Origin of the sequence: Nonomuraea sp. NPDC047897, assembly GCF_043204415.1 — a bacterium.
Classification (GTDB): Bacteria; Actinomycetota; Actinomycetes; order Streptosporangiales; family Streptosporangiaceae; genus Nonomuraea.
In genome coordinates this window covers 285148-308007 of the sequence record NZ_JBIDCC010000003.1, presented here as the reverse complement: position 1 = coordinate 308007, position 22860 = coordinate 285148, and the positions used below count along the sequence as shown (strand labels likewise).

The 22860-nt window shown below is 71.1% G+C and carries 25 protein-coding genes and 1 pseudogene; 14 read left to right on the top strand and 12 right to left on the bottom strand.

Annotated elements, in window-relative coordinates:
* Positions 1 to 77 precede the first annotated feature (77 nt).
* A complete protein-coding gene (locus ACGF0J_RS08380; protein WP_393143324.1) occupies positions 78 to 1262 on the bottom strand; it encodes an RNA-guided endonuclease InsQ/TnpB family protein in 1185 nt (394 codons plus the stop codon).
* Positions 1263 to 1530: 268 nt separating this feature from the next.
* Here ACGF0J_RS08380 and ACGF0J_RS08375 point away from each other — a divergent pair, with 268 nt between their 5' ends.
* Together ACGF0J_RS08375 and ACGF0J_RS08370 are read left to right on the top strand one after the other, a co-directional pair.
* Positions 1531 to 2088 carry a TetR/AcrR family transcriptional regulator gene (locus tag ACGF0J_RS08375; RefSeq protein WP_393143322.1) on the top strand — a complete coding sequence of 186 codons (558 nt, stop codon included), beginning with the start codon at positions 1531 to 1533 and terminating at the stop codon, positions 2086 to 2088.
* Between the two features lie 84 nt (positions 2089 to 2172).
* Positions 2173 to 3843, top strand: a complete 1671-nt coding sequence (locus ACGF0J_RS08370) for an alpha/beta fold hydrolase (protein WP_393143320.1) — start codon at positions 2173 to 2175, stop codon at positions 3841 to 3843.
* Between the two features lie 5 nt (positions 3844 to 3848).
* Here the strand turns inward: ACGF0J_RS08370 and ACGF0J_RS08365 are convergent, their stop codons facing one another.
* Positions 3849 to 4370 (bottom strand): universal stress protein, encoded by a 522-nt coding sequence (locus ACGF0J_RS08365; RefSeq protein WP_393143318.1) that lies wholly within the window; start codon positions 4368 to 4370, stop codon positions 3849 to 3851.
* A gap of 233 nt (positions 4371 to 4603) precedes the next feature.
* Between ACGF0J_RS08365 and ACGF0J_RS08360 the strand changes: the two genes are divergently transcribed.
* On the top strand, positions 4604 to 5461 hold the full coding sequence (locus ACGF0J_RS08360) for a TrmH family RNA methyltransferase (RefSeq protein WP_393143316.1): 858 nt from the start codon (positions 4604 to 4606) through the stop codon (positions 5459 to 5461).
* A gap of 106 nt (positions 5462 to 5567) precedes the next feature.
* Here the strand turns inward: ACGF0J_RS08360 and ACGF0J_RS08355 are convergent, their stop codons facing one another.
* Genes ACGF0J_RS08355 through ACGF0J_RS08345 form a run of 3 tightly spaced genes read right to left on the bottom strand, consistent with a single transcriptional unit; the run spans position 5568 to position 8759 of the window.
* On the bottom strand, positions 5568 to 6188 hold the full coding sequence (locus ACGF0J_RS08355) for a DsbA family oxidoreductase (protein WP_393143314.1): 621 nt from the start codon (positions 6186 to 6188) through the stop codon (positions 5568 to 5570).
* Positions 6189 to 6202: 14 nt separating this feature from the next.
* On the bottom strand, positions 6203 to 7762 hold the full coding sequence (locus ACGF0J_RS08350) for an MFS transporter (protein ID WP_393143312.1): 1560 nt from the start codon (positions 7760 to 7762) through the stop codon (positions 6203 to 6205).
* 13 nt (positions 7763 to 7775) lie between these two features.
* Positions 7776 to 8759, bottom strand: coding sequence for a zinc-binding dehydrogenase (locus ACGF0J_RS08345; protein ID WP_393143310.1), 984 nt, complete (start codon positions 8757 to 8759; stop codon positions 7776 to 7778).
* A gap of 87 nt (positions 8760 to 8846) precedes the next feature.
* On the opposite strand from ACGF0J_RS08345, the gene ACGF0J_RS08340 reads away from it, so the two are divergent.
* Together ACGF0J_RS08340 and ACGF0J_RS08335 are read left to right on the top strand one after the other, a co-directional pair.
* On the top strand, positions 8847 to 9596 hold the full coding sequence (locus ACGF0J_RS08340) for a TetR/AcrR family transcriptional regulator (RefSeq protein ID WP_393143308.1): 750 nt from the start codon (positions 8847 to 8849) through the stop codon (positions 9594 to 9596).
* Positions 9597 to 9759: 163 nt separating this feature from the next.
* Entirely contained in the window at positions 9760 to 10044 is a 285-nt protein-coding gene (locus ACGF0J_RS08335) for a DUF1540 domain-containing protein (RefSeq protein WP_393143306.1), read from the top strand.
* 76 nt (positions 10045 to 10120) lie between these two features.
* On the opposite strand, the gene ACGF0J_RS08330 is transcribed toward ACGF0J_RS08335, so the two are convergent.
* The 3 genes from ACGF0J_RS08330 to ACGF0J_RS08320 all read right to left on the bottom strand — a co-directional run bounded on the left by ACGF0J_RS08330 (position 10121) and on the right by ACGF0J_RS08320 (position 12774).
* Positions 10121 to 10540: a hypothetical protein gene (locus tag ACGF0J_RS08330; protein WP_393143304.1), complete on the bottom strand. Its 420-nt coding sequence runs from the start codon at positions 10538 to 10540 to the stop codon at positions 10121 to 10123.
* A gap of 250 nt (positions 10541 to 10790) precedes the next feature.
* Positions 10791 to 11405, bottom strand: a complete 615-nt coding sequence (locus ACGF0J_RS08325; protein WP_393143302.1) for a histidine phosphatase family protein — start codon at positions 11403 to 11405, stop codon at positions 10791 to 10793.
* An 88-nt stretch (positions 11406 to 11493) separates the two neighbouring features.
* Positions 11494 to 12774 carry a PEP/pyruvate-binding domain-containing protein gene (locus tag ACGF0J_RS08320; protein WP_393143300.1) on the bottom strand — a complete coding sequence of 427 codons (1281 nt, stop codon included), beginning with the start codon at positions 12772 to 12774 and terminating at the stop codon, positions 11494 to 11496.
* A 57-nt stretch (positions 12775 to 12831) separates the two neighbouring features.
* Between ACGF0J_RS08320 and ACGF0J_RS08315 the strand changes: the two genes are divergently transcribed.
* Together ACGF0J_RS08315 and ACGF0J_RS08310 are read left to right on the top strand one after the other, a co-directional pair.
* Entirely contained in the window at positions 12832 to 13218 is a 387-nt protein-coding gene (locus ACGF0J_RS08315) for a DNA-binding protein (protein ID WP_393143298.1), read from the top strand.
* Positions 13215 to 13850 carry a transcriptional regulator gene (locus tag ACGF0J_RS08310; protein ID WP_393143296.1) on the top strand — a complete coding sequence of 212 codons (636 nt, stop codon included), beginning with the start codon at positions 13215 to 13217 and terminating at the stop codon, positions 13848 to 13850. The genes ACGF0J_RS08315 and ACGF0J_RS08310 overlap by 4 nt, the downstream gene beginning before the upstream one ends.
* A 55-nt stretch (positions 13851 to 13905) precedes the next feature.
* On the opposite strand, the gene ACGF0J_RS08305 is transcribed toward ACGF0J_RS08310, so the two are convergent.
* Complete coding sequence (locus ACGF0J_RS08305) at positions 13906 to 14220, bottom strand: cupin domain-containing protein (RefSeq protein ID WP_393143294.1); 315 nt, start codon at positions 14218 to 14220, stop codon at positions 13906 to 13908.
* A 131-nt stretch (positions 14221 to 14351) separates the two neighbouring features.
* Here ACGF0J_RS08305 and ACGF0J_RS08300 point away from each other — a divergent pair, with 131 nt between their 5' ends.
* Positions 14352 to 14942: a helix-turn-helix domain-containing protein gene (locus ACGF0J_RS08300; RefSeq protein WP_393143292.1), complete on the top strand. Its 591-nt coding sequence runs from the start codon at positions 14352 to 14354 to the stop codon at positions 14940 to 14942.
* A gap of 127 nt (positions 14943 to 15069) precedes the next feature.
* Here the strand turns inward: ACGF0J_RS08300 and ACGF0J_RS08295 are convergent, their stop codons facing one another.
* Positions 15070 to 15303 (bottom strand): hypothetical protein, encoded by a 234-nt coding sequence (locus ACGF0J_RS08295; protein WP_393143290.1) that lies wholly within the window; start codon positions 15301 to 15303, stop codon positions 15070 to 15072.
* A 100-nt stretch (positions 15304 to 15403) separates the two neighbouring features.
* Here ACGF0J_RS08295 and ACGF0J_RS08290 point away from each other — a divergent pair, with 100 nt between their 5' ends.
* Both ACGF0J_RS08290 and ACGF0J_RS08285 read left to right on the top strand, forming a co-directional pair.
* Positions 15404 to 16891, top strand: a complete 1488-nt coding sequence (locus tag ACGF0J_RS08290) for an MFS transporter (RefSeq protein WP_393143288.1) — start codon at positions 15404 to 15406, stop codon at positions 16889 to 16891.
* A 71-nt stretch (positions 16892 to 16962) separates the two neighbouring features.
* Positions 16963 to 17106, top strand: a complete 144-nt coding sequence (locus tag ACGF0J_RS08285; RefSeq protein WP_393143286.1) for a hypothetical protein — start codon at positions 16963 to 16965, stop codon at positions 17104 to 17106.
* Positions 17107 to 17319: 213 nt separating this feature from the next.
* Here the strand turns inward: ACGF0J_RS08285 and ACGF0J_RS08280 are convergent, their stop codons facing one another.
* On the bottom strand, positions 17320 to 17784 hold the full coding sequence (locus tag ACGF0J_RS08280) for a MarR family winged helix-turn-helix transcriptional regulator (RefSeq protein ID WP_393143284.1): 465 nt from the start codon (positions 17782 to 17784) through the stop codon (positions 17320 to 17322).
* Between the two features lie 57 nt (positions 17785 to 17841).
* Between ACGF0J_RS08280 and ACGF0J_RS08275 the strand changes: the two genes are divergently transcribed.
* Together ACGF0J_RS08275 and ACGF0J_RS08270 are read left to right on the top strand one after the other, a co-directional pair.
* Positions 17842 to 18186 carry a VOC family protein gene (locus ACGF0J_RS08275; protein WP_393143282.1) on the top strand — a complete coding sequence of 115 codons (345 nt, stop codon included), beginning with the start codon at positions 17842 to 17844 and terminating at the stop codon, positions 18184 to 18186.
* Between the two features lie 62 nt (positions 18187 to 18248).
* Entirely contained in the window at positions 18249 to 19400 is a 1152-nt protein-coding gene (locus ACGF0J_RS08270) for an MFS transporter (RefSeq protein ID WP_393143904.1), read from the top strand.
* Positions 19401 to 20571: 1171 nt separating this feature from the next.
* Here the strand turns inward: ACGF0J_RS08270 and ACGF0J_RS08265 are convergent.
* Complete coding sequence (locus ACGF0J_RS08265; protein WP_393143280.1) at positions 20572 to 21207, bottom strand: nitroreductase family protein; 636 nt, start codon at positions 21205 to 21207, stop codon at positions 20572 to 20574.
* A gap of 129 nt (positions 21208 to 21336) precedes the next feature.
* On the opposite strand from ACGF0J_RS08265, the gene ACGF0J_RS08260 reads away from it, so the two are divergent.
* Positions 21337 to 21813, top strand: coding sequence for an Lrp/AsnC family transcriptional regulator (locus ACGF0J_RS08260; RefSeq protein WP_393143277.1), 477 nt, complete (start codon positions 21337 to 21339; stop codon positions 21811 to 21813).
* Between the two features lie 212 nt (positions 21814 to 22025).
* Positions 22026 to 22670: pseudogene (locus tag ACGF0J_RS08255) on the top strand (alpha/beta fold hydrolase); the annotation flags it as partial.
* Positions 22671 to 22860 lie beyond the last annotated feature (190 nt).

The following is a 22860-nucleotide window of genomic DNA, read 5'->3' as shown; positions in this document are numbered from 1 at the left end:
TCCCAGGACGGCGTCGTCTCGTACAGCCGTCGTCCCCGCAGGTGACTCCTCCGCTCCCTGAAGGGAGCGGCTTCTCGCTAAGCCGCTTGGGCAGCCTGGCGAAGGGCAAGCCCTGCCCTCAGGATGTTGGTCGCCGCGTTCACGTCGGCGTGCGCGGTGTGCCCGCACGCCGTGCAGGCGAACTCGGCCTGGGTGAGACGGTTGTCCTTCGCCACGTGCCCGCAGCGGGCGCAGGTGCGGGAGGTGTTGCGGGGATCGACTGCGATCAGCTCTCGACCGGCGCTTTCAGCCTTGTGCGCGAGGATCGTCAGGAACACCCCCCAACCCGCATCGAGAATCGAACGGTTGAGCCCGGCCTTGGCGGCGACGTTGCGGCCGGGGGCGTCGATCGTGCCGGACGCCGAACGGGTCATGTGGGTGATCCGCAGGTCCTCGTGCACGATCACGTCGTAGCCGCCGACCAGGGCCAAGGCGGCCTTGTGCGCGTGGTCGAGCCGCTGCCGCCGGACCTTGGCGTGCAGCGCGGCGACCCGGGCCACCGCCTTACGCCGACGCTTGGACCCGCGCTTGGTCCTGGCGAGATCGCGCTGGGCCGATGCGAGACGGCCGGCGCAGGCGGCCAGGTGCCGCTGGTTGTCGATGTGGTGGCCGTCGCTGGTCGTGACCAGCGAGGCGACACCCAGGTCGATCCCGGCGACCACGCCCGTGGCGGGCAGCGGCTGCGCGGGCACGTCGTCGCACGACAGCACCACGTACCAGCGGCGGCCTTCACGCTTGACGCCGATCGTCTTCACCCGGCCCTTCACGGCCCGGTGCTGGTGCACCCGGACGTGGCCGACGCCCTGAAGGCGCACGAACGTGGCGGCCGGATGCTCGGGCTGGGAATCCCACCGGCAACCGTCGCCGTCCTTCGGCCACTGCACCGTGTCGAACCAGCCCCGCCCCTTGAAACGCGGGAACCCCGGCGTGCGCCCGGCTTCGACCCGGTCGAAGAACGCCCGGAACGCCCTGTCCAGCCGTCGCAGCGTGGCCTGCTGGGAAGAGAACGACCACCGGCCCTGACCCTCTCCATCGTCGGCGCGGATGTGCTTCAACTCCGCCGGCTGATCGCCGTAGCGGACACTCACCCCGGCCCTGGCGTAGGCGGTGCGCCGGTGCTCCAACGCGGCGTTGTACAGGGTTCGGTGATCCTCCAGGCAAGCGGCGAGCGCGGCGGCCTGCCTGCTGGTGGGGCGCAGCAGGAACTTGAACGACCTGCGCACACCCACCTCCCACGCTCAGTAACGACGCGACCACGGTACCGGCAGGCACCGACAAAACCCGGAAGGAGACCCGTGATGCGCAGACCCGGCAGGTCAGGGCACGCTCGGGCCTTGACGGCCCTCCCGCTCCCGATTCCCCCGGCGGCTGAAGCCGCCGGTCCCCTCGGGAGGCTTTGATGGACGCCGCCCCCGCCTGCCTCGTCGGTGGCGAGCCCTCTCGGTGGTGGCCGCGCTTGAAAAAATATATTGACCGGTCTATTTTTGCGGCATGGGACAGAAGGGCGCCGAGACGCGGGACCGGCTGTTGGACGCCACGCAGGAGCTGATCGAGACCGGCGGATACCTCGGAGCCGGGCTCAACCAGGTGGTCGCGGCCAGCGGCGCCCCGCGCGGTTCCCTCTACTTCCACTTCCCCGATGGCAAGGACCAACTGGTCGGCGAGTCCGTACGGCGGGCCGGCCGGGCGATCGGCGGCGCGATGGAGGACCTGGCCGGCTCCAGTTCGTCCGCGGCGGAGTTCGTCGAGGGCGTGCTGCGGCACCTCGGGGACCGGCTGGAGGAGTCGGGCTGGCGCAAGGGGTGTCCGGTGGCCACGGTGGCGCTGGAGATGGCGGCCACCAGTGAGCCGTTGCAGCAGGCCTGTTCGGAGGTCTACACCCGGTGGGAGGCGGCCCTGCGCGCCCGGCTGGGGGGCCGCCCCGATGCCGACGATCTCGCCGTGACGATCCTGGCCCTGATCGAGGGCGCCCTCCTGCTGGCCAGGACGCACCGCGACAGGGAGCCACTGGACCGGGTCGCCCGCCAGATCGCCGCCTTGCTGCGTTGACACCGGGATGGAGGGGCCCGCCGCGTCCGGCGGGCCCTTTTCTCTCACCACAAAATATGTAGACCGATCTATTATGGAGGATCCATGGACGCGACTGTCTTCGGCGCGACCGGTTTCATCGGCCGGGCCCTGGTCGCCGAGCTGCTCGGCCGGGGGCAACGGGTGGTGGCAGCTGTGCGGAACGACACCCTCACCCCGTGGCTGGAGTCCCAGGGCATCGCCACCGGCGGGCTGACCGTCGTCACCGCCGACATCACCCAGCCGCTCACCCGGGCCGACCTGCCCGGTGTGCGCGACGTCTACAACGCCGCCGCCCGTTTCGCGTTCGGCCTCAGCGTGCCGGAGGCCCGGGCGGCCAACGTGACAGGGGCGCTCAACGTGCTCGACTGGGCCGCCACACTCCCCCGGCTGCGCCGGGTCGTGCACATCAGCGGCTACCGGGTGAGCGGGTCCGATGGGCCACCGGACTACGCCCGGCTGGGCGCCTACGAGGCGTCGAAGGTCGAGGCCGACCGGGCGGTACGCGCCAGGGCCGCCGAACTGGGACTCCCCTTGACCGTCGCCAACCCCAGCACCGTGATCGGGCCCGGCCAGTACATCGGCCTGGCCGCCCTGGTCGAGGACCTGTGGAACGGGCGGCTGCCCGCGCTCCCGGGAGGACCCGACGTGTTCCTGCCGATCGTCACCATCGACTACTTCGCTCGCTTCCTGGCCGAGATCCCCACCGCGCCCGCCGGTGAGCACTACTGGGTGCTCGACGACTCCACTCCCCCTCTGCCCGACCTGATCGGCACGATCGCCGGTCACCTGGGCGTGCGGGCCCCACGCCGCACCGTCCCCGTCGGTCTCGTCCGGCGCCTGCCGCGCAGGCTCACCGGCGCCGACCCCGAGACGCTGTCGTTCCTGTCGTCGGACCGCTACCCGACGGCCTCCGCCCGCGCCCTCGCCGCGGCCGCCGGCCTGGAGATGCCACCGGCCGCCGACGCGCTACGCGGATGGGCCGACGACCTGGTGGCCACCCGCTTCGGCGCCGCCACCCCCTGGCTGCGACCGTACGGCTTCGACACCGTGGCGGGCGGCCGGACCTGGGTCGCCGGAGAGCGGCACGCTCCGGCCCACGTGCTGCTGCACGGGCTGCCCATGAACGCCGACCTCTGGGCGCCGGTCGCCGCGCGCCTCCCCGGCCCGGTCCTGGCCCCCGACCTGCCCGGTCTGGGCCGCTCGGCCCCCACCGGCCGGGACGTCGACGGGTGGCTGGCCGACCTGCTAGGCCCGGTGCGGACCCGCCCCACGCTGGTCGCGCACTCGCTGGCCTGCGGACCCGCGCTCCGGTACGCCGCCGCGCATCCCGAGCGGGTCGGCCGGCTGGTCCTCCTGTCGCCGGCGTTCCTGCAGGTTCCCGGCTCGTGGCTGACCCGCTCGCCCCTGGCCGTCCCGATGCTGCGCCGCATGTCCGCCGCCCGGCTGGCCGGAACGCTCGGCCTCCCGGAGGGGCCGGAGGTGGCGAGCGCCGCAGCCGACCTGCGCCGTCCGGGGGCGGCGCGCCGGGTGGTCACCGCGATGCGTGCGGCGTTCGCCGACCGGGAGCGGGCGCGGGCGCTGCTGGAGCGGGTGAGCGTCCCCGTCCAGATCGTCGTGGGCTCGGCCGACCCCCTGGTCGTGGCCGCCGGCCACCCGGTGACGGAGATCGCCGGGGCCGGGCACTACCCGCAGCTCACTCATCCGGCCCAGGTCGCCGGCCTCGTCGCCGGATGACGCCGTCAGGACTGCCCGAGAGGGCCGGGGAGGACGCTACGGGCGCGCGGCTCGGGGACGAGCAGGACGGGCCGGTCGGTGTGGCGGGTCACGTAGGTGGCCACCGAGTCGCCCAGCAGCCGCGCGGTCAGCCCGGCCCGCCCCACCCCGAGGACGATCATGAGGGCGTGGTGTTCGTCGGCCAGATCGAGCAGTTCCCGGGCCGCGTTGCCGCGCCGAGCCACCCACGTCCACGGCAGACGATGCTCGGCGAGCAGCGCGTGAACCTGATCTCGCTCGTGGGCCAGGGCGGCCCGGGCATGGGCTTCCCAGTCGGCGACGTCGGCATCGGGGTCGATCGGATAGTCCTCCACGTCGAGCACGTGCACCACCAGGAGCCGCGCGTCCAGCCGGGTGGCCAGATCGGCGGCCGCCACCACCGCCGCCTGCGCGGCCGGATGCCGGTCATAGCCCGCTACCAGCCACGTCGCGAAGTCTTCCGGTGCCGGCTCGGGCGGACGCGGGCTCTGATCGTGGTGCTCGCTCATCATGACCCTCGTGACGGGTCGGCGCTGGAACGCCGCCGCGGCCCCGGAAACCGGGTTCCACCTCGCAGTATATCGCTGGAGGACAGGCCAGGACTCTGGCGCGCAGCCGCTGCCCGGCTGTCCCGGCCGCCTTCCCGCTCAGAGGCCGGCGTCACGCCAAGACGCTACGGGTGAGTACGGTCGCGGACCCGGCATGGACCGGATGCCCGCCCACTGATCCTAGGGTGTAGACCGTGGTGAGTTCCGGAAGTCCCGCGTCGGGGAAACTGCGCATCTCGCGCGCAAACGCACGGTTCCAGCAGTGGCAGGCACTGCTGGGGAACCGGTCCAAGCGGCAGCGGGCCGGGGAGTTCCTGGTCCAGGGGGTGCGCCCGATCAGCCTGGCGGTCGAGCTCGGCTGGCCGGTGCGCGCGTTGATCCATGACGCCGAGCGGCCGCTGTCGCACTGGGCGACCCGGATGCTGGACGTGGCGGGCGGCGAGCGGGTGGCGATGGCCCCCGAGCTGTTGCGGGAGCTGGGCGGCAAGGACGAGGACGTGCCCGAGCTGGTGGCGGTGCTCGAACTGCCGGGCGATGAGCTGTCCCGGATCACGGTGCGGTCGTCCTTTCTAGGCATGGTGTTCGACCGGCCGAACAACCCGGGCAACATCGGGACGATGGCGCGATCGCTGGACGCGTTCGGCGGCGCCGGCCTGATCGTCACCGGGCACGCCGCTGATCCCTACGACCCCAGATCGGTGCGGGCCTCCACGGGTTCGCTGCTGGCCCTGCCCGTGGTCCGGACCCATTCCCATCGGGAGGTGCTGGCGTGGGTGACCGAACTCCGCGCCGGGGGCCTGCCGCTGACGGTGGTCGGCACCGACGAGAACGGCACCGCCGACATCGCCGACCTGGACCTGACCGGCCCCACCCTGCTGGTCATCGGGAACGAGACCGCCGGGCTGAGCGCCGGATGGCGGGAGAGCTGCGACATGATGGCGCGCATCCCGATCGTCGGCTCTGCCAGCTCCCTGAACGCCGCCAACGCCGCGACCGTGGTGTTGTACGAAGCCGCTCGCCAGCGCGGCCGCGGGACGAGCGGGCCCCGATGACCTGCGTGCGCGTACGGGTGCGGGCCACGCAGCCGCGTGAGCTGGGGCTGACGCGACCGTCGGCATCGAGTGTCGTTGCGAATGCCTTGTCGGGCGACGCGGCGGCTCAGAAGCGGGTCGCGCGTTCGAGGAGGCTCGCCAGAGCGGCAGGTTCCTGAACGGCCGAGACCGGCGGGGCTCCGTCGATGACGAGTGCAGGCACGCCTCGGATTCCCCTCTGGGCGGCGCGGCGTTCGTCGTCTCGGACTTCAGCGGTGAACGCGTCGCCGGTCAAGAGTTCACCTACCTGGGCTTGATCAAGTCCGGCCTCGACGCCGAGCGCTTGGAGAACCTCCGGGTCGGCGATGTTGCGGGCTTGGGTGTGGTAGCCGTGAAGGAGACGTTCCAGAACGGCGTCGGCCAGGCCGCGAGTGGCGGCCAGGTGGATCAGGCGGTGCGCGTCGAGGGAGTTGACGGGCCGGGCCTGGTGCAGGTTGAGTTCGAGTCCCTCGGCCGCGCCGAGCGCCTGGATGTGGGCCACCCGGGCACGCGCCCGGGCCGGGTCGCTCTGGTAGGTGGCGATCACCTGCGCCGCCGTCAGGCCGGGGACCGGGCCTCCGTCCGGATCGAGTTCGAAACTGCGCCAGACGACGTGCACGTCGTTGCGGCCCTTCAGGGCGGTGGCCAGTCGTCTCTTGCCGATGTAGCACCAGGGGCACAGGACGTCGAAGTAGACCTCGACTTGCATGATTCTCGGTCCTTTCAGTCGAACGCCGGGGTGGGCGTCGTGGCCTGCTCATGCCGGCTCGGTGGCTGTGGCGGGGTTGCGCGCCGCAGGGTCAGGGTCAGGAGGGCGAGCGCCATGAGCAGGGGGATCGTGATGAGCGCGTGCACGTGAAGGCTGTGGGTGAACGCGTCCCGGGCGGCCTGGGCCAACGGGATGCCGAGGCTGTCGGGGAGTCGCTGGGCGGCCCGGAGTGCGGCGGGCAACGTCTCGCCGGCGGCCTCGGCGACCTTGGCGGGGACGCCGTCGGGTGCATGGCCGATCATGTAGCTGCCGTAGACGCCGGTGGCGATGCTGCCGAGGACGGCGATGCCGAGCGCGCCGCCGAGCTCGGCGCCGGTCTCGGAGATCGCTGAGGCTGCTCCGGCGCGTTCGGGTGGTGCCGCACCGAGGACCAGGTTGGTTCCCAGCGCCATGAACGGCGTCAGCCCGGCGAAGAGGATGACGGAGCCGGACACCAGGATGACGGGGTTGCTGTCCACCCGGGTGAGCAGGAGAGAACCGATGACGGCGAACGCGGCTCCGGCGCCCATGAAGACGACTGGGCGGATTCGGCCGGCGAGGCTGGAGACCACCAGGGCCACGACGGTCCCGGTGACCGCGGTGGGCAGTTGCCACAGGCCGGCCTCCAACGGAGACAAGCCGAGCACCAGTTGCAGGTATTGCGAGGTGAGCAGGCTGGTCCCGAACAGCACGACGCCGACCAGCACCATGCCTGCGACGGAGACGGCGAAGGCGGGGATCCGGAACAGTCCCAGGTCCAGGAGCGGGTCGGACAGCCGCCGCTGGCGGCGTACGAACACCACGCCGATCATCAGGCCCGCGACCAGGACACCGGCGGACGGCAGGGCAGGACCGTGGACGGCGAGATCCTTGATGCCGAACACGATGGTCAGAGGAGTCAGCAGCGACAGGACCACGCTGACCGCGTCGAGCCGCCCCGAAGCCGAAGCGCGGGATTCAGGGATCAGGAAGGGGCCGGTGACCAGCAGCAGAGCCATGGTGGGAACGGCGAGCAGGAACACGGCCCCCCACCAGAAGTACTGCAGCAGCACACCGCCGACCAGCGGGCCGAGCGCGCCACCGCCCATGAAAGCCATCATCCAGATCGTGATGGCCAGGGTGCGCTGCCGGACGTCGAGGAACAGGGCGCGGATCAGGGCCAGTGAGGACGGCGCCAGGGCGGCGGCGGCGACTCCCTGGACCGCCCGCGCTGCGATGAGCATGCCGGCGCTGGGCGCGTATGCGGCGATGACGGATGCGCAGGTGAAGGCGACGGCGCCGGCCAGCAGCATCCGGCGGTGCCCGAGACGGTCGCCGAGCGTACCCGTCGTGACCAGTGATCCGGCGACCATGAAGCCGTAGATGTCGGTGATCCACAGCAGTTGGGGGCCGTCGGGCTCCAGATCGGCGCTCAGGCTCGGCAGCGCCAGGTAGAGCACGGACATGTTCATCATGACCAGCACGGCGGGGACACCCAGGACCACCAGGGCGGTCCATTCCCGGGCTCCGGCCCTGTCAGGAGGCTTGTGGGTCATGTGAGTCCTGATCTCAGCCGCGGACATGGCCGGCGGGGACGAGCAGGGTCTTGCCGGTGGTGGTCCGGGACTCGATCGCTCGGTGCGCGGCGGCTGCCGCCTCAAGCGGGAGGGTCTGGCCGATGACCGGCCGCAGCTTCCCGTCGGCCGCGAGGTTCAGCGCGTCGACGATGAGCGCGCGGGTCTGGGCGGGGTCCGGTGCGGTGGTGAGGCCGATGACGCCGATGGAGCGTGCCCGGAGTTCGTCCTGGTCGAGTTCGGTGTCGGCGCCGCTGGCCATTCCGTAGGTGCTCACGCGTCCGCCTTCGCGCAGGGCTCCGACCGCCTCGGTGCCGATCCGGCCGCCGACCCCGTCGAAGACGAGATCGAGTCCGGCGCCGCCGGTCGCCTCGGCCACCCGATCCAGCCAGTCAGGCCGGGAGTAGTCGACATAGGCGGCCGCGCCCAGCGAGGTGACCAGCCCGGCCTTGCCGACGCCTCGGGCGGCGCCGATCACGTGGGCATCCGCGGCGGCGGCGAGTTGCACCAGCAGGCTGCCTACGCCCCCTCCCGCGGCCTCGACGAGGACCCGCTGCGACGGCTTGATCTCCGCCTGCCGGTACAGCAGCAGCGCCGTACGCCCATCGGCCAGCAGCGCGACCGCGTCCTTGAGCTCCACACCCGGGGGTACCGGGACCGCGTCGCGCGCCCGAGCGAGCGCCAGCTCCGCGTAGCCGCCCTCGCCGCCGGTGGTGGTGACCACAACTGTTCCCGTGAGGGCCGGGTCCACGTCTGCTCCGACGGCGACGATGCGGCCGCCCACGCCGTTGCCCGGAATGCGGGGCAGCGCGGGCCTGCCGAACGGCCCGGCGCCCGAGCGCACCTGCGTCTCGACGAACGTGATGCTCGCGTAGGCCACCGCGACGAGCACCTGCCCCGGCCCCGGCACGGGATCGTCGACCTGCCGTATCCGCAGGACCTCCGGCCCTCCGAACTCCTCCATCACCACGGCCCGCATGACACTCCTCCAAACGGATTGATTCGCTTCGTTTGGAAGGAGGCTATAACGGAGTGAATCGCTTCGCAAAGCGGCTAAAGTGAGCGCATGGCCCGCAGAGCTCCCCGGCACGCAGAAGCCGAACGCAACGACCAGGCCCTCCTGGAGGCCGCCAAGAAGGTCCTGGCTGTGGACGGAGCACATGCGTCGGTGGCGACGATCGCCGCACGCGCCGGAGTCGGCGTCGCCAGCCTCTACCGCCGCTACCGGTCCAAGGACGAGCTCTTCCAGCATCTGTGCGCGCTCTCCCTCGACCAGTGGATCCAGGCCGCTGAACGCGGCCTGCAGCACGACGACCCGTGGGAAGGGCTCGCTCACTACATCAGCGCCTGCATCCAGTTCAGCGGCGGCTCCCTCGGGCCGCTGGCCGGTACGATCGCCGTCACCGACGAGATGGCGGCCAAGTTCACCAGATCCGATGAGCTGATGCGGGACCTGGTGGCCCGCGCGCACGCTGCCGGAGTGCTCAGACCGGACGCCACGGCCATGGACATCTCGCTCCTGATCGAACAGCTCGGCAAGTCTCCCCTGATCGAACAGCTCGACCGGCAGGGCCACACCGACCTGACCGACGCGGCCCACAACGCCCGAAAGCGCACGATCGCCATCGCTCTCGACGGCCTGCGCCCCGGCCACCCGCAACTGCCCGGGACCGCACCCACTCCCACCCTCCTCGCCGGACGCTGGGAGCACGTCCCCGCAGACTCGACGAGGTCGCCAGGAGACGCCATCCTCGACCACGACGGCAACCCGCCGGCCCCACAAGGCGACGAGCGGCACCTTGCTGGTCAGACCTGAGTAGATCGTCGAGCCGCCGGAGCCGCGTGACCCTCGCAGACGGTCAAGACCTCATCCTGCTCCATGCCTGCACCGAGTGAACCCCTGGACGCCGGGGCAGCGCCTCTGAGCGGTGCCGAAGACTGCTCACCGGCCGCGACCTCACGTCAGCATGGGGGATTCGATGGAGATGCCTGTTGTCAACGCATGCGAAGCGGAAGCGTGCGCCTACAACACCGACCGCAACTGCCACGCACTGGCCATCACCGTAGGTGACGCCCGTAATGCTCACTGCGACACCTTCTTCAGCGCTCCCACCAAGGGAGGCGATCCCACGGCCGTAGGCCATGTCGGCGCCTGCAAGATCTCCGATTGCCGACACAACGCCCAGTTCGAATGCCAGGCTCCGGGCATCACGGTCGGATACGTGGAGAACGCGGCGGACTGCCTCACCTATGCGCCCGCCTGAGCGGCCGCTCGCGGGCAGCACTCCCGGGGCAGAGGCGGGCTGCGGACGAAGGTCGTCACCCGGCGGGTGGTGAGACTCAGCTGCTCGCGGGGCCGGCCCCTCCATCCGGGTCGCGTTCCTGCGAGATGCGGCGCTGCACCTCGTCCCAGGCAAGGGGCAACCGGTCGGCGGGCACCTCCCAGAAGAGGAATGTGGAATCCCGCATCACGGCACGTTTGCGACGCATGGTCGTCTTATGCGGCTCACTGGCGGCGTAGGAGTACACGGCGGCCTTGTCGGTCCAGGCGGATACGGTCCAGAAGGTGCGCTTGAGCAGCTCGGCCTTCAAGGAGACGCCCAGCGCGCCTGGCGCTCGACAGGCCTGGCGCAGCAACCTCATGGAGGCCATCAGGAATCCTGGCACCTGGCGCAGCGATCTGACCTCCAACCGGGAGGCCATGATCAGCGCTTCAGGCGCGACAGGGGTGTCGACTTTGATCCAGGGCACGGTGGGCATAGGTGGCCTCTCAAGGGTGAGGTATGGCGAGATCATGGGGGCAGGCGCAGGCCGTCCGCCTCACGTCAAGGTGGGTCCGTGATGGTCCAGGCCGCCCCGGCCTGGCGGTGAGGGTGGCTGCGGCCCACGTTAGGGAGATCGGAAGGCCTGCGGAATGGCCTTCAGTCTTCGCCGTATGTCCCAGCGTCTCGCTCTGCGGCCTTCTCGGGTCAGCGAGCGGCTCGCCCAGCCCGGCAGGTGAGCAGGCACGTCATGGCCTCAGTCCTTCGGGGAACCCGGTCCAGCGCAGGTCGGGCGGGAGGTGGCTCATGTCGTTGAACATCACGATCGTGGGCGGCAGGCCGTCGCGGTAGTGGATGACCGTCAGCGCGGTGTTACCGCTGTTCAGCCCGAGCCACCGGGACGGCGGCGCGTCCAGGGCGTGCCGCACCAGCCACGCGATCTGGTAGGCGTGCGTCACCAGGACCTCGTGCGTGTCGGGCCGGGTCCCGTCCGCGGTCGCCCCCGGGGCCTTGGCGAACCGGGCGACCAGGGCTTCGGCGAGTCTCTGGCCCGAGGCCGCCTCGGTGTCGTCGTAGCCGTCGAAGAAACCGGCCCAGGCCGGGGGTGTTTCCGCCGCGGCGGGCACGTAGGGGACGTGGTCGGCGAGTTCGGTGGCCTCGGTCACGGGCGCGTTCGGCAGATGCCGGGCGAGTGCGTGCGCGCTCGCCACGGCGCGCGGCAGCGGGGAGTGCCACACGGCGTCGACCGGTACGTGGGCGAGCCGTTCGCCCAGCAGGTCCGCCTGCCGGCGCCCGATGCCGGTGAGCTCTCCGAACGCGTCGGCCGCGCCGTGGCGTGCCAGGTAGAGGTGTCGTGTCGCCATGAGGGTGAGTGACACGGTGTCCGCACGGGCCCGCGTCGCCTCTCCTTTCGAACCGTGGATGGGTGAGGCTCGGCCGGGGACGGACCAGTCACGCGTCTCCGGCTGTGACCGTGCCGGTGGTGCCGTCGATCGTGATGACCGCGTCGTCGTGGAGGGTGCCGGTCACGTTCGGGATGCCGAGGACGGCGGGGATGCGGTGCTCGCGCGCGACGATGGCGGCGTGGGAGAGCACGCCTCCGGTTTCGGTGACGACGCCGGCGGCGATGCGCAGCAGGGGCGTCCAGGCGGGGTCGGTGAAGGGGCAGACGAGGATGTCACCCGGGCGTACGCGGGCGAAGTCGCGGGGTCCGCGGACGATCCTCGCGGTGCCGGTCACGGTCCCGTGACTGCCTGGTGTGCCGGTGAGCGCGGCAGCCGGCATACCGCCGGTGCCGGGAGGCGGGGCGGGTGGCAAAGCGGGTGGCGAGGTGGGTGGCGGGGTGGGTGGCAAGGCGGCGGTGACCGGCCGTGCTTGCAGGATCCAGGTGCGGCCGTCGGCGGTCGCCCACTCGATGTCCTGCGGCCCGCCGAGGAGGGCGGCGATGTCCCTGCCCAGCTCCGCCAGGTGGGTGGCGGTCGCGTCGTCGATCGCCGGTCGGCTCCGGGTGGGAGCGGGCACGTCGCGGCTGACGAGCCGCGTGCCGCGCCGGTCGAGGCGGGTTCGTTTGTCGGCGACGGTGCGCGCGACCGAGCCGTCGTCGGCGACGAGGTAGGCGTCAGGGGTGACCCTGCCCTCGACGATGCTGGGGCCGAGGCCCCAGGACGCCTCGATCCGGGTGGCGTCGCCCGGGTCGGCGGGTGTGAACATGACCCCGGACGCCTCGGCGTCCAGGTGCCGCTGGACGATGACGGCCATCATGGGGTCGGCGGGCGGCCGGGCGTCGCGGCCGGCGGCACGCCGGTATTCGATGGCACGAGGCGAGAACAGCGACGCCCAGCAGGCGCGCACGGCATCGGCGACCTCGCCGGCGCCGCGGACGGCGAGGAAGCTCTCGTGCTGACCGGCGGCCGACGCCTGGCCGGTGTCCTCGTCCGCTGCCGATGATCTCACTGCCACCGGCGGATCGCCGAGCTGGTCGAGGGCGCGCCCCAGCGCGTCGGTCACGGTGGTGTGGACGGGGCGGGCCCCGATCATCTGCCGCGCCGCCGCGTGATCGGCCGGCTCGCCGGGGACCGGCCCGAGGTCGAGGTCGCGGACGGCCGCGAGGTACGCGGCGAACGGCACGACGAAACCGTCCGGGACCGGCAGACCCGCGCGGAGCAACGCGCCGAGCGCGCCGGCCTTGCCTCCGCAGGTTTCGGGGACGGCCTCCTGGAGGGGTACTATCATCCCTCGCCCTTCAACAAATTATTGACAACAATTTGTTGATTGTGCATCATCGGTCGCATGTCACGCAAGGACGACGTCGCTCACACCGACCACCTGGAGGCCCGCCGTGAACGGGAAGCGCGCGAGCGGCTGCTGAGCCTGGGCGCGGACGCGATCGGCGGCCGCCCGTGGCGGCCCTCGCCCGCCCCGCCGTCCGCGATCGACCTCGCGCACTTCGCCGCCTGGCGCTGGGCCGACCTCGCCCCGGAGGACATCCTGAGCGCGCTCACCCTGCTGCCCGCCGCCCGCGCCGAGGTCGAAGGACTCGAAGCCGCCCTGCTGTTCACAGCCCGGAGCGCGGGACTGACCTGGGCCCAGATGGCGCAGGCGATGGGGTTCAACTCCCCGCAGGCGTGCCAGCAGCACTACACCCGGCTGGCAGCACGTCAGGACGCCGGCTCGTGAGGCGCGACTCTCCGCCCGACCTCCTGGCCCTGCACGCCGTGCGCATCACCGGGTTCGCGGACACCCCGGTGCTCGCCCATCGGTTCGGGCTCGACGCGGCCACGACGGAGGAGGCGCTGCTCGACGCCGAGGCGCGTGGCTGGGTCGAGCACACCGCCTTCGCCGGCAGCGGAGGCTGGTCGCTGACCGAAGCGGGCCGGGCCGAGAACGAGCGCCGGCTCGCGGCCGAGCTCGCCCACGTCGGCGGCGCCGAGGAGATCCGTGACGTCTACCGCGAGTTCCTGCCGCTGAACGCCGTCCTGCTCCGGGCCTGCACCGACTGGCAGCTCCGGCCCACCGCCGGCGATCGGCTCGCCGTCAACGACCACTCCGACCCCGCCTGGGACGCCAGAATCCTGGACGAACTCGCCGGCATCGACCGTACGCTCGCGCCACTCGTGGACCGGCTCGGCAGCGTCCTGACCCGGTTGCGCGGATACGACACCCGCTTCACCGCGGCCCTGGCGCGCGCCCGGGCCGGGGAGCGCGCCTGGGTCGACCGGACCGACGTCGACTCCTGCCACCGGGTGTGGTTCGAGCTCCACGAGGACCTCATCGCCACGCTCGGCCTCGACCGGCACGCACGGCCCTGACCCGGCGGCGCGCCTCACCCGTGGCCGGAGACGCACGCCGGGGAGCCCGTCCACCTCACCGGGCGAGGATGCTGATACCGATCATCCGGGCGCCCGTCTCCGTACGCGGCTGGTGCGTGCTTCCCGGCGCGAACACCACGTAACTTCCCGGCCCGAGACGCGTCCCCCGGTCGATGAACTCCCCCGACACCACGTAATAGCGTTCCTCTCCGTCGTGCACGTCCACCTCCGGCCACTCGGCTCCCGGGGCGAAGTCGTACATCCACCCCCGTGCCCACTCCGTGGCCGGCAGCGCCCGCCGTACGATCCCGGGAACGACCTCCACCGGCTCGACCTCGTCCACCTGCAGCATCTGAACGTCTCGCGTCATGCCGCCATCGTCATGGCAGCCGCCCCTCCGGGCCAGCATCTCGACGGCCACCTACCGACGTCTTCCTGCCACGACCGGAAAGTCCGACCAGTACGGCAAACCCCTTTTGCCGAGATGGCAAACTGGTCGGCATGGAAGACGACCAAGGCCAAGCCCTCGACGCGGTCGGTCCCCGGCTCCGAGCCCTGCGCCGGCAGCGGGAGGCCACCCTGACCAGCCTGTCGGCGGAGACGGGCATCTCGGTGAGCACCCTGTCCCGGCTGGAGTCCGGCGCCCGCCGGCCGACCCTCGAACTCCTGCTCCCCCTCGCCCGCGCCCACGGCGTCACCCTCGACGAGCTCGTCGGCGCCCCGCCCACCGGCGACCCCCGCGTCCACCTGCGCCCGATCACTCGCAACGGCATGACCCTGCTGCCCCTGACCCGCCGCGCCGGCGGCATCCAGGCCTACAAGCTGATCATCCCGGCCGGCGGCCACCGCTCCGAGCCCGACCCGAAGACCCACGAGGGCTACGAATGGCTGTACGTGCTCAACGGGCGGCTCCGGCTCCTCCTCGGCGAGCACGACATGGTGCTCGCCGCCGGTGAGGCGGCCGAGTTCGACACCCGGGTGCCCCACTGGTTCGGCTCCCCCGGCGACGAGCCGGTCGAGTTCCTCAGCCTCTTCGGCGCGCAGGGCGAACGCGCGCACCTGCGCGCGCGCCCCAGGTCGCCCGCCGCGTGACGACCGAGCGTCGGGAACCTCGCCGAGGCGAGGGCGAAGGCCGTGCGCGAGGCCAACGGCCGGGACCCTGTCGAGGTGCTCGACGACGTTCACGCGCACTCGCCGTGGCTTCGGGAGGCCCTGGCCGTCACAGCTCGCCGCGGTACCAGGCGTCGGCCTCGTCCTCCAGCGCGCCCAGATCGGGCCGCGGTGGCCGCGCCTGGTCGATCGCGACGGCGCCGAGCAGCGCCTTGACGTCGCCGTAGAACGCCGGCTCCGGCGTGACGCGGAAGGGCCGCAGGTTCAGCAGCACGCTGCCGGCGCCGGTGCGGTGCAGGCGCACGTGCACGGGCGCCCGGCCGGGATGCGTGCTCAGTGGCAAGCCTCCACCGAGGCTTGAGGCTTTCTCGCCATCGGCCCAGCCCTGTTCGCGACAGGCGGCGGAAAGCCTCCGGGATCAGTTCAACGACAGCCTTGAAGTCATGAGTTCTGACGACCACGAACAGCCTGGCGGCCCGAAGCCCGCCGACAAGACGTTCGTCCAGCCGCTGCGCAGGGATCCGGTCGGCGCGCCGCCCGCGTGGCGGGAGTTGCTGGGCCGGGAGCATCTCGGCGCGGCCATCGTGCTGGCCGGCGGGGTGCTTGTCGGCGCGATCAACATCTACCTGGCGGCGAGCCTGCTGCCGACCGCGGTGTCCGAGCTCGGCGGCGAGAGTTTCTACGCCTGGAACATGACCGTCTACCTCGTCGCCATGGTGATCGCGACGATGCTCACCGGCCGGTTCCTGTCCCGGTGGGGCAACGTCGGCGCCTACCTCTTCGGCTTTGCCACGTTCACCGTGGGCTCGCTGGTCTGCGCGGTGAGCGCGTCGATGGCGGTGCTCCTGGTCTCCCGGGGCGTTCAGGGCTTGGGGGCCGGGTTGCTGTCCGGGCTGGGGTTCGCTGTCATCAGGTCGGCGCTGCCGGCCCAACTCTGGACGCGCGGCGCCGCGCTGATGTCGGCGATGTACGGCGTCGGCAACTTCGCCGGTCCGGCGATCGGTGGCCTGTTCGCCCAGTTCGGCTCATGGCGGCTGGCGTTCGCGGCGATGGCGGTGATCGGGGCGGTGTGCGGCGCGATGGTGCCTCGCGTGCTTCCGCGTAGCGAACGCAGCAGTGGCCGGGTGCCGATCCCGGTCGTGTCGCTGTTGCTGCTGACGACTGCTGCCGGGGCGGTGAGCGTGGCGGGCGTCGTGGCCGGCACGTCGGCCAAGGCCGCCGGTATCGGGGTGGCGCTGCTGCTGGCGGCGGGGTTCGTCGTCCATGAGCGGCGCAGCGAGTTGCGGGTTTTCCCGCGTACGACGTACCAGAGGGGGTCGTCGTTGAAGTGGGTCTACCTGACGCTGGGGCTGCTGTCCTTCGGCGTCGCCGTCGAGTCGTTCCTGCCGCTGTTCGGCCAGCGGCTGGCCGGGCTGCCGCCCCTGGTGGCGGGGTTCTTCGCCGCGGCCATCTCGCTCGGCTGGTCGGTGACCCAGATCGGCAGTTCCTCGGTGAGCGGGGACCGCGCGGTGCGCCGGCTCCGCGTGCTTGGGCCGGCGCTGCTTGCTCTCGGCCTGCTCGTTCAGGGGCTGCTGCAGCGTGAGAACACGCCGATCTTGCTGGTGATCGTCTGGGTGCCGGTGCTGTTCGCCGCAGGGGCGGGGATCGGCCTCGCCTACCCGCACCTGTCAGTGGCCGCGATGTCCAGCACGCCCGACCCCGAGGAGGGCGGACGGGCGGCGGCGGGGATCGCCACCGTGACGAGCCTGTCGATCGCGTTCGGCACGGCGGTGGCCGGGGCCCTGGTCAACATGGGCGGCGCCTCGATGCTCGACGCGGCACGTCACGTGCTGTTCGGGATCGCGATCGTGTGCGGACTCGGCGCCCTCACCGCCTATGCCGCGAACCGCACGAGCCGTGACGGTCAGAATCCGTTCCCCTCAGGCCCATGACCGGCTGCCCGGCTCGGAACCGCACGCACATACGCCCGACTGCCCGCACCCCTTCGACGCAGGGAGATGCCATGACCGACGCCCTGTCGGAGCCCAACCTGTTCCCGATGGCCCGTGCCGCGCACTGCCCGTACGATCCGGCACCCGAGCTGGGCCGCCGCATGGCGGAAGCGCCGATCTCGCGCGTGCGGCTGTGGGACGGCAGCACCCCGTGACTCCTCCGCTCCCCACAAAGGGCAGGGGCGTCACGGATCGAGCAGTGAGGACGGTTGTCACGGGGGCCACGGCGCTCCCTCATTGCGGCGAGGGGCCTGGTTGGCTGTGTCGGTGCCGTGCGACACCGAATGCCGATCGGCTTGGACATTGCCTGAGATCCGCGGCGGGGCGTGTCGGCGTGTTTCGCCACCGGGTGCGTGACGTTCTGGTTCTCAGGGCTGTGTGACGGGCTGGTTTGCGATCGCTGCGGCTGCGCAGGCGGCGAGGTCCTCGCGTAGCCGGTGCTGCCGCTCCTGCGACAACGGCGCGAAGATCTGCCGTTCGACGGCGCGCACGGCGACACTGGCCTCGCGCAGCGTCGATTGTCCGGCTGGGGTGAGCTGGGTTGGCAGTGCACGCCCGTGAGCGGCGTGAGCAGGCCGGGCGAGCAGGCCCCGCTCTTGTAGCCGGCGAAGGACGACGTTCATCGACTGGCGTGTGACGAAGGCACGGCGGGCGAGTTCGGAGTTGGACAGTCCCGGATGCTGGCCGAGCAGTTCGAGGCATGCGTATTGGGCAACGGTGAGACCCAGTGGGCGCAGCACTTCATCCATCGCGGTGTGCAGTGAGGCTTGCACCTGCTTGAGAACGTAGCCCACTGACTGGTCAAGGTCGCCAACAGCCTCTTCTTGCGTCATGTCAGGAGTATGACATAGTTGTATGTCAGAAGCACTGACATACAGAAGGGATAGGCTATGAGTGGGCAGGTCACCTACTTTGAGCTGCCGAGCAGGGACATCGAAGCAACCCAGCGGTTCTGGGGTTCGCTGTTCGCTTGGACGTTCTATGAGGGCAACTTCCCGGGTTACTCGATGATCCAGGGGCCCGAGCCCATGGGCGGAGCGCCGCACGACGATTCGTCACGACACCCGCGCATCTTCTTCGCCGTCGACGACATCACCACCGCCGTCGCTCGGGTGCGCGAACTCGGTGGCACGGCAGAAGATCCGGTCACCATCCCGTCTGGTGCCTACGCTCACTGCAAGGATGATCAGGGCGTGGAGTTCAGCCTGTCCCAGCAGGCCGGACGTCAGGATTGAAGCGCACCGAGAGCATCGGGTAAGGGCCGACGGGGTCCGGTCACCTCAGGCCGCTACTTCCGCTGGCGCTGGCCGCCTTCGCGGTCGGCACCGACGCGTTCGTGATGGCCGGTCTCCTGCCGGCCATCGCCGCTGACCTTCAGGTAGGTCTGCCGGCCGCCGGCCAGCTGGTGACCGTGTTCGCGTTGACGTTGGCTGTCGCGGCGCCGGTACTGAGTTGGCTGTTGAGTCCACTGGATCGTCGCAAGGCCTTGCAGTTGGCGCTGATTGTGTTCGTCGTCGGCAACGTCGTGACCGCGCTCAGCCCGACCTACCTGCTGGCGTGGCTGGCCCGGATTCTCACCGCGGTCGGGGCGGCCACCATCACGGCCACCGCGTCGAGCGCGGTTGTCGCGATCACGCCTGCCGAACGGCGGGGGCGTGCCATGGCGCTGGTCATCGGTGGGCTGACCTTGTCAACCGCGCTGGGCATGCCTCTCGGCAACTTGATCGGCAGCGTCGACTGGCGCCTCACGCTCTGGGCCGTCGCGGCCCTGGGCGTCGTTGCCGCGATCGGCATCTCGGTGGCGTTGCCCAAGGTTGCGTTTCCGGCGACAAGCCTGACGGCCCGCCTGGCACCGCTGCGCCAGCCCAAGGTGCTTACCATTCTGGCCGTGACCCTGCTGGTGATGGCCGGACACTATGCCGTCTACACCTACATCGGAGCCGTGACTGCGAGCGCCACGAACGGATCCTTTCCCCAGGCCATCACCATGATCCTGTTCGTCTGGGGCGTCGGGATCCTGGTCGGCAACTTCCTCGCCGGCCATCTCGCCGACAACCTTCCGGGACGCGCGCTCGCGCTCGCAGCACTAGCCGGCGGCACTGTGCTGCTCGCGATCAGCCCACTCGCAGTCAGCCACCTGGTTGTCGCGTGCGTATGGGCCGCGATCCGGGGCACCACCGACGGGATGGTCTCCGTCGTGCAGCAACATCGGCTGGTTATCCTCGCACCCGCCTCGGCACCGGTTCTCCTTGGCCTCAACTCCTCCGCGATCTACCTCGGAGTCGCGGTGGGTGGTGGACTTGGCGGTCTGGCTCAAGACTGGCTGCCGGTCACCATGCTCGGCGTTCCCGCTGCCGTCCTGGCACTGCTCGCCACCACCATCACCCTCGCCGAAGGGAGAATCGACACGGTGCAGACCGCAGTCAGGGCAGTCGAGAACCGCCGCTGACGCAGCAAACGGGCTATCCATAACGCCGATGGATGCGTTGCGCGAGGGCTGGTGTTCCGGTTGAGGATCTCCTTACGGAACACCAGCTCGCCCTCCACCCTTCACGCCCGTCTCCCCCACGAGATCACCGCGCTCGTGATGCTCGCACTCCCGAAAGCCGTAGTTGAGCACACCGAGTTGAGAACGCATGCCGCCCTACGTGTCCGCGAGCCCGTTCGGGGACCCCCTTCATGTACGCGATAATCGCCTCTTACCACGGACATGAGCGATCATGGCCGTCCGCCGAGCAGGCGATCCGCCTGGTCGGCGGTTGCGCGACTTCGGCACGCTACCCGGTACATCGCCCAAACCAGCCCGGCGACCACCGCCCGGCGGCCGGCATGAGCGCTGCGCCGAAGGTCACCGCCCTTCACGGTGGAGACGTCAGCCTCGCCGCGGCCGCCGACGCCTTCCTGTCCACGCCGCGCACGGCCAACCCCAACACACACCGCGCCTACGCCTCGGCCATCGACCGCGTCATCGCCCTGCTCGGCCTCTCGCCGACGTCACCGACACCGAGATCGGCACCGCGCTCACCAAGCTGTGGGGATCGAGCGCGCCGGCGACCTGGAACCGCAACCGCGCCGCCGTCACCTCCTGGCTGCTCGGGTGCCAGGCCAAGAAGCACTGGACCGCCGCGCCCCCGTCCGGCCCAAGGGCGGCGCCACCGAACGGGTGTACTGGGACAGTGGCACCGCCCACCTGCTGCCTCGCCTGCTCCGGCCGGCTGACGGTACCTCACGTACCCACGGCCCGTTGTTCCTGTCCGAACGGCGCCCCGTCCCGACCGGCCGCCGCCGAGGCGTTCGGCCTCCACCTCGACACCTCGGGCCCCGACTTCGGCTACGAGCACTTCGTCGAGGAGATCAGCTCCGGGCGGCGGGTCAGCTCCGGGCGGCGGGTCAGCTTCGTCGGCGAGCGGACGCGCGTGCCCTGGCGCCCGGGCACCGTCCAGCTCCCGCTCACCGACCGCGCCCCCGTCTACCCGTGGTCCCTGCTGTGCCACCGCCAGACCAGGCAGGGCGGTCCCAGGCGGCCGGCAGGATGGTTGATCGGCGTCCCACCATGCCCTCCGCGGAGTCCGTCGGCTGCGAGTGAAGACGCCCGTCGGAGCCGCGAGAAGACCGATTGTCTACACGCGGATAATGGTCTGCTCCAGGGGTTTCCTGGTCAGGTCGGGTACCTCGGCGTCCGCGGCCGCGAAGCCCACGGGGAAGAGGATGTACGGGCGTTCGTTGGTGGGGCGCGCGCAGATCTCCGTGAGGAAGGCCATCGGGTTCGGCGTGTGGGTGAGCGTGGACAGGCCCATCGCGTGCAGGGCGGCGATGAAAAGGCCGCAGGCGATGCCGACGCTCTCGTTGACGTAGTAGTGCTTGGCTTTGGTGCCGTCGGGGCGCAGGCCGTACTTCTCGGCGAAGCACACGACCAGCCAGGGCGCCACCTCGAGGAAGCCCTTGTCGGAGTTGGTCTCCAGCGGGGCCAGCGCCTCGCGCCACTCGGGCGGCAGCCGGCCGCCCTCGTAGTTCTGCCGCTCCTCGACCTCGGCGGCCTCCCTGATGCGCTTCTTGGCCGCCGGGTCGCCGACCACGGCGAACTTCCACGGCTGCTGGTGGGCGCCGGACGGCGCAGTGTTCGCCGCCCTGATCGCCAGTTCGACGCACTCCAGCGGGACGGGTTCGGCGCTGAAGTGGCGGACGCTGCGCCTGCGGTCGAGGAAGGCGTGGAAGTCGCGGCCGCGAGCGACCATCTCCGCGGGTGCGTAACGCACGGGCCGGTATGGCCTGAACGGATGCGTGTGCTCCATAGCTCCCGAAGTCTCGGCACTCCTTGGCCTTTTGACAACAGGCTTGCCCAATGAGTGACAATCTGACAGCGATATCAGGCTTCAGGAGTGAATATGGCACGACGTTCCGGGCTCGACGAGCTCGATCTCCGCATCCTCCGGCTGCTCACCGAGCGCCCCCGAAGCGGGCTGCTGGAGATCGCCCGGCTGCTGTACGTCGCCAGGGGCACCGTCCAGTCCAGGCTCGACCGCATGGCCGCCGACGGCGTGATCATCGGTTACGGGCCCGAGCTCGCCCCCGCCGCCCTCGGCTACCCCGTGCAGGCCTTCACCACCCTGGAGGTCCAGCAGACCTCCCGCGAGCACATCTCCCGCGCGCTGGCGGCCATCCCCGAACTGCTGGAGGCCCACATCGTGACCGGTCCCGGCGACGTGTGGTGCCGTATCGCCGGCCGCGACCACGAGCACATCCAGGAAGTGATCGACCACATGCTGACGATCGACGGTGTACGGCGCAGCACCACCGTCATCACGCTGTCCACCGTCGTACCACAGCGGGTGCTCCCCCTGGCTACGGAGGCCGCCAGGTAACTACCGGGCACGCGCACGGCCGCCGCGCAATGGCCGCGCCGCTCAAGCCCTCGGGCCGCGATCTCGCCTGACGGCAGCTCCGGCCGCGAATCGCGAGCACACGAGGAGATCGCGCCAGGAACAGGGATCAGATCGTCCGGGATCGGGCCTAGCCTGAACCTCCTGACCGAGTTCCGTCCTCGGCGGAACACGCTGACGAAGGAGAACTGATCGTGGATATCGTGCTCATCGCCGGCCTGTGGCTCGACGGATCCGCGTGGGACGACGTCGTGCCCGCCCTGCAGGCGCTCGGCCACCGCCCCCTACCGGTCACCCTGCCCGGTCAGGGTGACGGATCCACCTCGGCCACCCTCGACGACCAGGTGGCAGCCGTGCTCGCCGCCGTGGACTCGACGTCAGGAAAGCCCATGGTGGTGGGGCATTCCGCCGCTTGCACCCTGGCCTGGCTGGCCGCCGACGCGTTCCCGGAGCGGGTCGCCAAGGTCGCGCTCGTCGGCGGCTTCCCGGCCGCCGACGGACAGCCCTACGCCGACTTCTTCGAGCCGAAGGACGGCGTCATGCCCTTCCCCGGCTGGGCCCCGTTCGAAGGACCGGACTCGGCCGACCTCAGTGAGCAGGCCAGGAGCGACTTCGCGTCCGCGGCGATCCCCGTGCCGGCGGGGGTGACGAAGGGCGTGGTACGCCTGACGGACGAGCGGCGGTTCGACGTCCCCGTCCTCGTCGTGTGCCCCGAGTTCACCCCCGCCCAGGCTCAGGAGTGGATAGCCGCCGGTGAGACGCCCGAGCTGGCCAAGGCCAAACACCTCGACCTTGTGGACATCGACTCGGGCCACTGGCCCATGATCACAAAGCCTGCCGAGCTCGCCCGGCTCCTGGCCGACGCCGCCTCCGGGGGCCTGACACAGCTCCCGGCCTCAGTCCACGCCGCGAGCAAGGCTGGCGTGCGGGATCTCCCCCGGGCCCTCGGTGCTCGCGCGGCCACCCGGACGATGTCGCTGCCGACGCCTTCCTGCCGGGTGAGACCCTGGCCGGGAGGCGCTCGCCTCC